General features: G+C 73.9%; 9 protein-coding genes and 1 pseudogene. 9 read left to right on the plus strand and 1 reads right to left on the minus strand.

Going from position 1 to position 12,465, the window contains the following annotated elements; genetic code table 11:
* Positions 1-26: 26 nt before the first annotated feature.
* Positions 27-1,370, minus strand: a complete 1,344-nt coding sequence (locus ACF07S_RS02430; RefSeq protein ID WP_391961649.1) for a DUF6716 putative glycosyltransferase — start codon at positions 1,368-1,370, stop codon at positions 27-29.
* A 198-nt stretch (positions 1,371-1,568) separates the two neighbouring features.
* On the opposite strand from ACF07S_RS02430, the gene ACF07S_RS02435 reads away from it, so the two are divergent.
* From ACF07S_RS02435 to ACF07S_RS02475, 9 genes and pseudogenes are all read left to right on the plus strand, one after another.
* Entirely contained in the window at positions 1,569-2,555 is a 987-nt protein-coding gene (locus ACF07S_RS02435) for a glycosyltransferase family 2 protein (protein WP_391961650.1), read from the plus strand.
* Complete coding sequence (locus tag ACF07S_RS02440; protein WP_391973245.1) at positions 2,555-3,886, plus strand: polysialyltransferase family glycosyltransferase; 1,332 nt, start codon at positions 2,555-2,557, stop codon at positions 3,884-3,886. Before ACF07S_RS02435 ends, ACF07S_RS02440 begins: the two co-directional genes overlap by 1 nt.
* 145 nt (positions 3,887-4,031) lie before the next feature.
* On the plus strand, positions 4,032-5,288 hold the full coding sequence (locus tag ACF07S_RS02445; RefSeq protein WP_391961652.1) for a hypothetical protein: 1,257 nt from the start codon (positions 4,032-4,034) through the stop codon (positions 5,286-5,288).
* Complete coding sequence (locus tag ACF07S_RS02450) at positions 5,285-7,510, plus strand: polysaccharide pyruvyl transferase family protein (protein WP_391973246.1); 2,226 nt, start codon at positions 5,285-5,287, stop codon at positions 7,508-7,510. Before ACF07S_RS02445 ends, ACF07S_RS02450 begins: the two co-directional genes overlap by 4 nt.
* Before the next feature lie 48 nt (positions 7,511-7,558).
* Positions 7,559-8,524: a glycosyltransferase family 2 protein gene (locus ACF07S_RS02455; protein WP_391961654.1), complete on the plus strand. Its 966-nt coding sequence runs from the start codon at positions 7,559-7,561 to the stop codon at positions 8,522-8,524.
* 3 nt (positions 8,525-8,527) lie between these two features.
* A complete protein-coding gene (locus ACF07S_RS02460; RefSeq protein WP_391961655.1) occupies positions 8,528-9,883 on the plus strand; it encodes a polysialyltransferase family glycosyltransferase in 1,356 nt (451 codons plus the stop codon).
* Between the two features lie 213 nt (positions 9,884-10,096).
* Positions 10,097-11,188 carry an acyltransferase gene (locus ACF07S_RS02465; RefSeq protein ID WP_391973247.1) on the plus strand — a complete coding sequence of 364 codons (1,092 nt, stop codon included), beginning with the start codon at positions 10,097-10,099 and terminating at the stop codon, positions 11,186-11,188.
* Positions 11,189-11,356: 168 nt separating this feature from the next.
* A complete protein-coding gene (locus ACF07S_RS02470) occupies positions 11,357-12,283 on the plus strand; it encodes a class I SAM-dependent methyltransferase (protein ID WP_391961657.1) in 927 nt (308 codons plus the stop codon).
* A 33-nt stretch (positions 12,284-12,316) separates the two neighbouring features.
* Positions 12,317-12,460 (plus strand): annotated as a pseudogene (locus ACF07S_RS02475) (hypothetical protein); the annotation flags it as partial.
* Between the last annotated feature and the right edge of the window lie 5 nt (positions 12,461-12,465).

Raw genomic sequence — 12,465 nt, forward strand, 5'->3', positions numbered from 1 at the left:
AGCTCCTCGGGCGGAGTTCGGGACGGTCACAGCTCGCCCATCCGGCGGATCACCGGGGCCACGCGCTGCACGCCGTGCCGGTAGGCGCCGCGCGCCGCCCGGCGCACGATCTGCCGGACCGGTCCGGGCTCCCTGTCGGCGGCGGGGGCGCCGGGCAGCGGGGTGCCGTCCGGGCCGAGGTGGTGGCGGGCGAGGAGGCCGGGCAGATAGCCGGGCGCGGTGACGGGCGTGTAGTACGGGGTCAGCGGGTGCAGTCCGCCGGGGCGCCGGAGCAGCTCGGTGATGCGGTCGCGGGCCGCGTCGAAGGCCGTCTCGTACGAGCCGTCGGCGGCGACGCCCTGCCGCGCCACCCACTCCTCGTCGGGGTCGGGACGGTGCCCGGCGTCGAGCTGGTCCCAGGAGGCGAGGCAGCCGGAGCCGACGAAGTGGTGGTTGCCGAGCGCCTCGCGCACCCCGAGGTCGGTGAGGACCACGGTGGGGATGCGGCGGTGCAGCGACTCCAGGGCGGCCGTGGAGCTGACCGTGACGAGCAGGTCGGTGCGGTCGAGGACCTCGCCCATGTGCCCGTAGACCAGGCGGAAGTTGGGCGGGAGGTCGAGCCGCTGGGACAGCTTCTGGTAGGGCAGTTCCTCGATGTGCGTGGTGTGTTCGCCGGGCTTGGAGCGCAGCTTGAGCAGCACCTCGCGCTCGGGGTGCAGGCGGGCGTGCTGCACCAGCCGGTTCAGCAGGTACGTACGGTCCTTGCGGCTCTCCGGGACGGAGGGCTGGGCGGCGAAGACCACCGTGCAGGGGTCGTGTTCGCCGGTGTAGGCCGCCCCGCCGAGGAAGGGCAGCGCCACCTCGGTGACCGAGCCGGAGTCGGCGCCCACGCCGTCGTACACGGCGCGGAAACGGTCCGCGTCCTGGCGGGAGTTGGCCAGCACCAGGTCGGCGCCGTGGCGCAGCAGCAGGCCGTCGGCGAGCTTCTCGTAGACGACACCGACGTATCCGGTGACGACGACGGGCCGCTGCGGCCGGTCCTCCCAGATCCGCTTGAGGCCGTGCAGCATCGCCTGCACCCCGCCGCCGACCAGGGCGAGCACGAGGAGGTCGTAGGACTCCTCGCGCATGGCGCGCAGGAACTCGACCGCCGTGACCTCGCGGAGCGAGTCCGCGCGGACGCCGACCTCGCCGAGCTGACGGGCGGTGGGGGTGGCGCGGCCGCGCAGCAGATACCCGTCCAGGCGGATGTCGCCGCCGTCCGCCGTGTCCCCCGGATTCCCGGGAGCGGACGGCGCGATGCGGTTCGCGGTGAGCGCGCCCCATTTCCATCGGGTGTCGGAATCCGCGAGGACCGCCACCCTGAGGGGCTTCGTAGCACTTGCTGGCACGTCCAAGACGCTAGGAAGCGAATTCTAGGTACGGCCCAACCGTGAATCAACGAGAAGTTAACAACACCCCACCGAGAGCCGAACTGGCCCGCGGAAACAGGGGAAGTACACGTGGTGCACCGTACCGACACATGGAGTTCACCCTCTGTACGGTCACCGGAAAGTTGCCGAGCCGGGCGGCCTCCTAGTGTTTTGCGAGTGCCAAAGCTTTCCGTGATCGTCCCGTTCTACAACGTCCGGCAATACGCCCCGGACGCGCTGCGAAGTCTTCGCGCGAACGCCCGGCCGGACTTCGAGTTCATTCTGGTCGACGACCATTCCGAGGACGGAACGCAGGCGATTGTCGAGCGCGCGGCCGAGGAACTCTCCGATGTCGCCGAGGTGCGCCACGTCCGCCGTGGGGCGAACGGCGGGATCGCCACCGCGCGCAACACCGGGCTGGACGCGGCGCGGGGCGAGTACCTGACCTTCCTGGACGGCGACGACTGGCTGGCCCCGGGCCATCTGTCCCGTCTGGTGGCGGCCGTCGAGGAGCTGGGCTGCGACTTCGTGCGCACGGACCACGTACGGGTGAGCGACCGCGCCCGGTCCGTGCGCCGGGTCCCGGTCGGCAGGCGGAACGAGGTGCTCGACCCGCGGGAGGCGATCCTGCCGGCCGACCGGACGACCGCGGTGGACTACGCGTACGCCTGGGCCGGTGTCTACCACCGGCGGCTGCTGGAGCGCGGGCTGCTGCACTTCACCGACGGGCTGTGCACGGCCGAGGACCGGCCGTGGATCTGGAAGCTGCACCGCGAGGCGGAGTCGTTCGCCGTGGTCGGTCTGCTGGGCGCGTTCTACCGGCGGGGGGTCGCCTCGTCCCTCACCCGGACCGGCGACGTCCGCCAGCTCGACTTCATCCGTGCCTTCGACCAGGTGATCGAGGAGACGGCGGCGGACCGTGACGCCGGCCGGCTGCTGCCCAAGGCGGTGCGGACGTACTGCGCGGTCATCGCGAACCACCTGGCCGACGACGGCAAGTGGGAACCGGCCGTGGCCGGGCGGCTGCGGGCGATGAGCGCGGCGGCGGTGCGGCGCATGCCGCAGGACGTGCTCGACGAGGTACTGGAGACCATGGACATGGACCGTTCGGCCAGGCTGCGGCGGTTGCGGCGCCGGATCACCACGGCGAAGGGGGCCGCGTGATGCCCCGTACCACCCAGATCTTCTGCGCCTCGTCGCTGTACGGCCTCGCCACGCTGGCGGCCGCGATCGAGTCCGACTGCTTCGCGGAGGCGGCGCGGCGGGTGCTGCTGGTCTGCAACGACGCGGCGGCCCCGGAGGCCGCGCCGGACCTGGGCGAGCTGCCGGGTTTCGCGCCGCTGCGCGACCACTTCGACGACGTGCTCTCCTGGAACGAGACCATCCGTCCCTTCCATCCGGTGGCCTGGACGCCGCGCCCGGAGGACGTCCCGCTGCTGGAGCGGCATCTGCGGCTGCTGTGGGGGCTGGGCGAGGACCGGGTGGAGCTGGTCGTGGAGTCGCTCCAGGCTCCGCCGGCCCTGACGGTGGCCCAGTTGTTCACCGGCGCCCCGGTCCACGTCTACGCCGGCGGACTGTCGGGTTACGGCCCCACGCACCGCAAGCTCGACCCGCTGGTGGGCACACGGGTCCGGCAGCTGCTGCACCTGGACCTGGTGCCGGGGCTCACGCCGGTGCTGCTGTCCGAGTTCGGCGTGCCGGCGCGGGTGGTGCCGACGGGCGCCTTCCTGAAGGCGGTGGAGGAACTGGCGGAGTCGGCGGGCGAGCTGCCGGCGCTGCCGCGGGACGCGGCGCTGCTGGTCGGCCAGAACCTGTCCGCGCCCGGCGCCCTCTCCCCCGCGGAGGAGGCGGATCTGCACCTGCGGATGGTGCGGGCGGCGGCCGGACGCGGCCATCGCACCCTCGTCCTCACGCCGCACTCCTCCGCCCCGGCCCACCGCGGCCGCGCGCTGGCGACCGAGGCCGGGAAACTCGGCGTGGACCTCACCGTGGTGGACGTCCCCGTCCCCGCCGAGGTGCTCTTCGCGCGGATCCGGCCCGCGCTGGTCGTCGGCTGCTCCTCCACGGCGCTGTTCACGGCGTCCGCGTTCTACGGCCTGCCGGTGGCGCGCGTCGGCACCGAGCGGCTGCTGGAGCGGCTGACGCCGTACCAGCACGGCCACCGGATACCGGCCGTGCTGGCCGACGCGCTGCTGCCGGACCCGGCCCCCGGCGGGGACGGGGACGCGCTTCCCGCCGGCGAGCTGAACGACCTGGTCGCCGCGCTCTGCTTCACCATGCGGCCGCAGGTGTACCCGCCGCTGCGCCCGGTGGCGGAGCGCTACCTCGCACGGCACCTCGGCCCGCGCACCCGGCGCTACTTCAGGCGCAAGCGGCTCACCTCGCTGGGGCTGCCCGGCGGCATCCCCCGGCGGCTGGCGTTCCTGCCGCGCAACTCCACCGCGCGCCGGGTGGTGCGACGCGCGCGGGCGCTGAAGAAGGCCGTGCGGGGCTGAGGACCGCCCCCGGAGCCGGGCTCCCGCGACCTGCCGTTCGATCAGCCGTTGGAGGCGGAGTGTTCACCCACTGTCCATCAGGAGGCCACCGGCGGACCGTCGCGCTGGGGCACATTCGGCCTCCGATCCAAGGACGGTGGAACGGATGACGAACCCCCTGGCGGGACTGTTCAAGGCACGGCAGAAGGAGGCCGCCAGGCCGGCTCTGTTCGCCCGGGGCATGCGCCTGTGCGGTGAGTACCTCGCGGCGCAGGGCGACCGCTCCACCGCTCCGGACCCCCGCCTCACCCGGGCGATCGGCGCCTTCGCCGCCTCCCTCGACACCCCCTCGGCCGACCCCTTCGACGCCCTGCTCCAGGTCGGCGAGCGCGCGCTGGAGGCCGGCGGGGACGACGGGCCGGGCCTGGCCCTGGGCGTCGCCGAGACCTCGACGGCGATCCGGCAGCGGTCCAAGGGGGCGTGGCGGCTGCGCGGCCGGGCCCTGGACCGGCTCGGCCGCGACGCCGAGGCGCTGGAGTGCTACGACCGCTACCTCACGCTGCTGGGGAACGGCGACGCGGCCGAGGGCGTCGCCCGCAGGATCGACACGCTGAAGCGCCGGCGGACGTGCCTGGAGGAGGCCGCCGCCCTCTTCCCCGGTCCCGGCTCCGCCCTCGCTGCGCAGGCGGGACGGCCGACCCCGGTCACGGCACCGGAGTTCGCCGCGTACGTGCGGGCGCGGGTGGCCGAGCACGGTCCGGGCGACCCGGCCGTGCGCCGCCTGCTGGAGCTGCACGGCGCCTACCGGCGGCTCCTGGAGCGGTCCGGGATGCCGGACCCGCTGCTCGGCGGGAGCACGCCGGTCGACGTCGCGGGGCTGCGCAACCTGGTCGCGGGGCGGACGGTGTGCCTGGTCTCGGGCGCCGGGGAGGTCGCCGGGAGCGCGCTGGGTGCGGAGATCGACGGCTACGACCTGGTGGTGCGCTGCGACGCCTTCCGCATCCGCGCGGAGGGGACCGGCGGGCGCACCGGGCTGCACGCCGTCTCGCTGCGCGGCGACGCCCCGTGGGAGGGGCCCCTGTGGACGCAGCGGGCGGACGTCCGGCTGGTGTTCGGCGATCCGGCCGGGGCCTGGCGCCGCGCCGTGCGGCAGCGGCTGGTGGCCGGGGCGCAGGAGCACGTCGGTGACGCCTCCCTGCGCCGTCCCCTGGGCGACCCGGCGCTGCTGGGCGAGGACGGCTGGGAGCCGGGGACCACCACCGCCTTCACCGTGCTGCGGCTGCTGGACTTCCTGGATGTCAGCCCCCGCCTGGACCTCATCGGCTTCGACCGGCCCGGCCGGCTGCGGCCGAGGGAGACCGAGTGGGTCATGGACCGTGCGACGCGCGTCGACGACAGCAAGATGAGGATCGCCCTGCGATGACCCACTCCTCCGCGGACGACCGGAGCACCGTCACCGGCAGACGCCGGATCGCCTTCGCCGTCCACACCGACTCCGGCCGCCTGCCCGGCCTCCCCACGCTGCTGCGCAGCCTGGCGCTCACCAACCCGGGCGTGTGCGAGGACGTCGTGGTGCTGCACCCCGGGCTGCCCGACTCCTCGTTCGACGCGCTGCGCCGGCTGCACCCGCGGGTCGTCACCCGCCGCGCCGGGAGCCGCCTGGACGTCTTCCGGCTGCCGGGCTACGACACCGTCATCGCGCTCAGCCCGGCCATGGTGGTGCTGGGGGACATCGGCGAACTGCTGCGGATGCGCCGTGGTGTGGGCGCCGTGCCGCAGCCGTGGTGCGACGGGGAGGGCCGCGAGGGGCGCGCCGTCCGGGCGGACGGGCTGCTGGTCGTGCAGCGCGCCGACGTGGACGAGGCGACGGCGGCCCGGCTCGCCGCCGCTGGCGACGGCGGCTGGGAGACGGCGCTCGAGGGCGTCCTGCGCCCGCTCGACGCGCGCTACGACTTCCTCAGCCGCCGGCTGCACGACGACACGCCGGTGCCGGACCATGTCGCCGTCCTGCACTTCACCGGCCCGTTCGACGAAGCCGGGTACGGTCCGGCCGCCGGGGCGCGGCGCCGGTTCGAGATGGGCGACGAGGAGTTCCGGGCCGCGTACTGCGCCCTGCCCGGGGAGAAGCACCCCGATCTCCTGGCGCACCTCGCGCCGCCCCTGCTGGAGGCGCGTCCCTCCCTCGACCTGGCCCGTACGGTCGCCGACGGGTACCGCCGGCAGGGCCGCTACGACGAGGCCGTCGACGTCCTCGCCCCGGTCGTCGGCGACCGGCTGGACGCGCCGCGCTGCCAGGAGACCCTCGGCGTCTGCCTGATGGCGCTGTCCCGCTACGACGAGGCCGAGGCGCGGCTGCTGCTGGCCGCCGCGTCCCCCGATGTCGCGCCGCGTGCCTTCGCCCAGCTCGCCCGGCTGGCCTGGCTGTGCGGCCGGGAGGAGGACGCGCACGCCTACGCCCGCGACGGTCTGGAGGCCGACCCGACCGACTCCGGGTGCCACGCCTGGTACGTCCGCACCCGCCCGGAGGGTGCGCGGGAGCGGCCGGAGCCGGTCGCCGCCGGGGACCAGCTGGCGCATGTGGCGCTGTTCGCCGAGGGCCGGGAGAACGCGGGCGACAAGGTGCTGCCCGAGGCCGTGCGCATGTGCTTCGACACCGACACCGGTCCGGCCCGCTGGTACGGGCAGCCGGTGCACCGGCTGGTCGACGAGGCGGCGCTGGAGCGGCTGAACGCGCGGCGCGGGGTGATCGTGGGCGGCGGCGGGCTGTTCCTGCCGGACACCTCGCCCAACGGCAACAGCCACTGGCAGTGGAACGTGCCGGACGGCCTGCTGGCCCGGCTGACCGCGCCGCTGGCGGTGTTCGCGGTCGGCTACAACGTGTTCGACGGGCAGCTCTACCGCCGCGGCCGGTTCGCCGAGAGCCTGCGGGTCCTGGTCGAGCGGTCGGCGTTCTTCGGGCTGCGCAACCACGGCTCGATCGAGCGGGTCCGCGAGCTGCTCCCCGTCGGGCTGCGCGACCGGGTGCGCTACCAGCCCTGCCCGACCACGGTGGCCCGCCACCTCCTCCCGGGCTGGCTCGACCCGGTGGAGCGGACCGACACCGTCCTGGTGAACTGCGCGTACGACCGCGCGGGGCTGCGCTTCGGGCACGACTACGCCGACTTCCTCGCCCAGCTGGCCACCGCGCTGCGGGGCCTGCGGGAGCGGGCCGACGTGCGGTACGCGGCCCACATGCCCGCCGACGAGAGGTTCGTGCACGACCTGCGCCGGGAGCACGGCCTGAGCCTGCCCGTGGAGCCGCTGTACGACCTGACGAACGACGGGATCCGCGACCTGTACCGCCGGTCGCGGCTGGTGATCGGGATGCGCGGCCACGCGGGGATGATCCCGTTCGGCTGCGGCACCCCGATCCTCAGCCTCGTCTCCCATCCCAAGCTCGCCTACTTCCTGTCCGACATCGGCCGCGAGGAGTGGGGGTTGTCGGTGCACGACCGGGACCTCGGCCCCCGGCTGCTCGAGCGGGCGGCGGCGGTGCTCGACGACCATCCGGCCGCCGTGGCGGACGTGCACGGCGCGCAGGAGTTCCTGTGGGAGACCACGCGGTCCAACCTCGGGGAACTCCGGGAGACCTTCGGCCGGGCATGAGCCATCGAGAACCCACCGCTGTACGGCTGTACCGAAAGAGAGGCCCACGTGCCGAAACTGTCCGTCGTCGTCCCCATGCACAACGTGGAAGCGTTCGCCGAGAGCACGCTGCGCAGCCTCGCCCACAACGCGGACCCGGACTTCGAGTTCCTGCTCGTCGACGACTGCTCCACGGACGCCACGCCCTGGGTGATCGACCGCTGGGCGGAGCGGCACCCCGGCGTCAGGGTGATCCGGCACGAGACGAACATGGGCATCGCCCAGGCCCGTAACAGCGGTATCGACGCGGCCGAGGGCGAGTACGTCACGTTCCTCGACGGCGACGACTGGTACGCCCCCGGCCACCTGGCCGAACTGGTGCGTGCCGTGGAGGAGCTGGGCTGTGACTTCGCCCGCACCGACCATGTGCAGGCCACCGGGACCGAACGGGTGATCCGGCGGCCCCCGGCCCGGACCCGGGGCGCCGTGATGGATCCGCGGGACGGCATCGCGCCCGCCGACACGGAGACGATGGTCGACTACCCGTTCGTCTGGGCGGGGATCTACCGCCGGCACCTCTTCGCCGACGGCGGCATGCGCTTCGCGACCGAACTGCGCACGGCCGAGGACCGGTTGTGGATCTGGCGGCTGCACCTGAAGGCCAGGACGTACGCGTCCCTCGGTCTGCACGGGGTGTTCTACCGGCGGGGCGTGGCGACCTCGCTCACCCAGATCAAGGACTCCCGCCAGCTGGACTTCATCCCGGCGTACGACGCGCTGCTGCGGGACGTGCAGGAGGACGAGGAGACCGACCGTTTCCTGCTCAAGGCCGTACGCACCTACTGCGCCATGATCGCGTTCCACATCGGCAAGGCGAACGAGTACGAGTCCTCGGCGGCCCAGCGGCTGCGGCGGGAGGCGAGGGCCGCTCTCCACCGCATGCCCGAGCACGCGCTCGAGGAGACCCTGCGAACCATCGACAGCACCCGGAGCAGGTTGCTCAGCCGCCTGCGCGACGGGCGGAAGGCTGCCTGACCCATGCCCCACAAGACCCAGATCTTCCAGGTCTCGACGCTCTACGGAGCGGCCACCCTCGCCGCGGCGCTGGACGCGGGCCTGTACGGACCGCGTGAGGGGGCCCGGCGCGTCCTGCTGGTCTCCAACAACGCCGCCGTGCCGGAGACCGCCCTGCGCCTGGACGAGATGCACGGCTACGCGCCGATGGCCGACCGGTTCGACTCGGTGGTCAGCTGGAACGAGGCGATCGCCCCGTACCACCCGAGCACCTGGGGCCCGCGGGGCAACGACACGGTGCTGTGGCAGCGGGCGTTCCGCCTCCTGTGGGGCATCGGCGAGCGGGAGAGGATCGAGCTCGCCGTCGAGTCGATCCAGGTCAACCCGGCCCGCGCGCTGGCGGCGATCTTCTCCGAGGCCACCGTCGACGTGTACGCCGACGGCCTGATGAGCTACGGACCGACCCGGGAGAAACTGCCGCTGACCATCGCGCGCCGCATCCGGCGGCTGCTCCACCTCGACCTGATCCCCGGTCTGCGGCCGCTGCTGCTGTCCGAGTACGGCGTCGAACCCGTGGTCGTCCCGGACGAGGCGTTCCGCGGCGTGCTGGACGAGATCTCGGTGGACGCGGCGGACGATCCGCGGCTGGCGCCGGTGCTGGCCGAGAAGCCGACGGCCGTGCTCCTCGGCCAGTACCTGGCCGCGATCAACATCCTGAGCGCGCGGGAGGAGGAGGACCTGCACGTCCGCATGCTCACCGGGGCCGTGCGCGCCGGGCACCGGTCCATCGTCTTCAAGCCCCATCCGACGGCCCCGGCCGGCTACTCGGCGGCGCTGGGCAAGGCGGCGGCGGACGCGGGCGTGAAGCTCACCGTGCTGGACGCGCCGCTGCTCGCCGAGACGCTGTACCACCACTGCCGTCCGGCGCTCGTCGCCGGCTGTTTCTCCACGGCGATGGTCACCGCCTCCGCCTACTACGGCGTGCCCGTCGCCCGGGTCGGGACCGCGCTGGTGATGGAGCGTCTCAAGCCCTACCCGAACAGCAACCGGGTGCCGCTGGCCGTGGTCGACCACCTGGTGCCCGACCTGGAGCGCGGGGAGACCCCGGCGCTCGTCGGTCCGGCCCCCGGGACGCTGTCGCCGCTGGTCCGGGCGATCGGCTTCTGCATGCAGCCCAAGACGTACGCGGCGCTGCGGGAGCCGACGGCGGACTGGCTGCGCGCCCACCTGGCCGGCAGCCCCGGCTACTACTTCCCCGAACTGCGGCTGGCCGAGCTGGGCCTGCCCGGCAGCCGGCCGCGGTCGCGCGCCCGGGTCCGGGTGGGCCGGGCCAAGCGCGTGGTGGGCCGGGCGGTACGGCGCGGCACCCGGAAGGGATGAACCCGGCGGGACGGGGAAAGAAGCGGGAGGGGGAAGGGGACGGCCGGTGAAGCCGGCCGGCCCTCCGGCGCGGCCGGACGTCCTCACCGTCACCGGACGTCCTCACCGTGACCGGCTCCCCGCCCGCCCCCGGCGGTCAACCGAGACCCACCGGCCACGGTGGTGCCATCCGCTCTTCAACTCCCGTACACCGGGCCCACTGAGAGTTGCGCGGTGCCGACCGACATCGCCGTACGCCTGCCGCAGCAAAAGGGCAGCGCCAGCGCCTCCTCCGGACAGACCGCCGCGCCGCGGGAACACCGCTTCGACATCGACCTGATGCGGCTGATCTGCTCCGCCACCATCATGCTGGGGCACGTGGGGGCCCAGTTCATCCACTCCACCGGCAACGACCCGGCGAACGGGTCGGGGACGTACTGGGCGGGGCATGTGGCCGAGGCGCTCAACCCGTTCGCCGTGCCCGTGTACTTCGCCGTCGCCGGCTGGGCGGTGCTGGTCGGCGCGCCCCCGCGGGACAGCGCCCGGATGTGGCAGCGGATCGTCCGCAACACCGTCCCGCTCTTCGCCTGGACGGCGGTCTACCTGGTCTGGGCCTGGCTGCGGGACCGCAACGACCGCCCCATGACCGAGCTGGCGACGAACTCCCTGTTCGGCTCCGTGCAGCCCGCGTACCACCTGTGGTTCATGTACACCTACATCCCGATCATCGCGCTGCTCGCGTTCGCGATGCTGATCAAGGCGGGGAAGCGGCCCTGGGGACTGGGCGCGGCGCTGCTGGGCATCGCGGTCCTGCCGAGCGTCCTGACCACGGTCACCGAGCTCACGGGGCGCGAAACGCCGCCCGTGGCCTGGGGCTTCACCACCTATTCGCTGGTGTACGCGGTCGGCGGTGCGCTGCTGCTCGCCCTGCCGGCCGGGGTGGTGCGGCGGCGGTGGCCGCTGTTCGCGCTGCTGCTCCTCACCATGGCCGGGGCCCTCTGGTACAACACGCGGATCCACTACGTGATGCCCAACGCGCACCTGTTCGTCGCCGCGATGAGCATCTGCGTACTGCTGCTGGTCTCGCGGGCGCGGGTGCCGGAGAGGTGGCGGCCGCGGGTGCGGACGCTGGCCAATGCCGCGCTCGGCGCGTACATGGTGCACGTGCTGTTCGTGGAGGAGCTCGTCCCCCGCTCCGTGTCGCCGGACCTGAGCGGGCCCGTGGCGGGGCTGCTGCTGGCCGGTCTGCTGGTCACGGTGATGGCGCTGTCGTTCGCCACCAGTCTGCTGTGGGGGAAGCTGAACCTGCGGCGGCTGCTCGGCTGACCGGGGCGGCGCACCGGCGCCGCGTGGTCTCCACACGGAGTTCGCCGGTTGTCCGCGCGTCGCTCGGCTTCGCATCCCCCGCCCGGCGGCGCCGCGCGCCCAGCCCGTCCCCACCCGCGAGCCACCCCACTCACCCCGAGCTTCCGACGGATCGAGGTCTCCGGATCCATGAATCCCCGCTCCCTGCTCACCAGTTCGGCATCCCGGCGGCTGCTGCGCCCGATCGCCGACCTCATCGACCAGCGCATCGACCGGCGGCTCCGCGCGGCCGCCGCCGCGGACGCGGCGGTCAGGGAGGAGCAGCGGGAGACCGCCGAGACGGTGAAGCGCCAGCAGCTCACGCTCGACCTGCTGCTCGGCTCGCCCGGGCGCGGCCTCTCCCGGATCGTGAGCCCCGGCCCGCTGAACCGGCTGCAGTCCGAGGTGGCGGAGCTGGCCGGGGACCGGGACGCCGCCCTCCGCAACATCGCGACGGCGTACCGGCTGCTGATCGGGCTGGAGTCGCTCGGGGTCGGCCGGATCGCCGGCGGCACCATGAACATCTGCGGCAAGCTCGGCACGATCCCCCTGCTCGACCCGCCGAACGACGAGATCCTCGAGATCGGCACGCTGTACGGCATGTTCTCCGCCGGACTGATCCGGATGATGGAGCGTGACGGCCGCAGCCCCCGCGTGACGATCGTCGACCCGTTCGCCGGTGTGCAGCTCCAGCCCGGCACCCCGCGGCGCCCGGACCCCTCCGGCGCCCCGGTCGACGAGCTCGCCGTGCGCACCAACCTCGCCCTGGCCGGTCCGGCGGGCGTGGCCGCCCGGATCCGGCGGGGCTTCTCCGAGGACCCCGAGACCCGCGCGGCCGTCTCGGACCGGCGTTACGGAGTGATCGTCGTCGACGGCGACCACTCCGCCGAGGGCGTCGCCGAGGACCTGCGGTGGGCGGAGGAGATCGCCGCCCCGGGCGGGATCGTCGTCCTGGACGACTTCGGCGACCCCAAGTGGCCGGGCATCGAGCAGGCGCTGGACGAGCACCTCACGGGCGACACCCGCTTCACCTACCTCGGCAAGGCCTCCCTCTCGGCCTTCCTGCGGGCTGCCTGAACCCGGCCCGCCGCCCTGCGCGCCGGGGCGTACGAGGCGGTCCGGGTGGTGTCCGCACCGGCCCCCGAGCGCTACGGCGCGGGGCTGTTCCTCGTCCGCCCCGACGGTTACGTCGGCTGGGCCGGGGAGACGGCGGCCGGGCTGCCGGAGTACCTGGCCCGGTTCGGCGCGCGTTGACGGGC

The sequence above is a fragment of the Streptomyces sp. NPDC016640 genome (assembly GCF_043076215.1).
Taxonomy (GTDB): Bacteria; Actinomycetota; Actinomycetes; order Streptomycetales; family Streptomycetaceae; genus Streptomyces.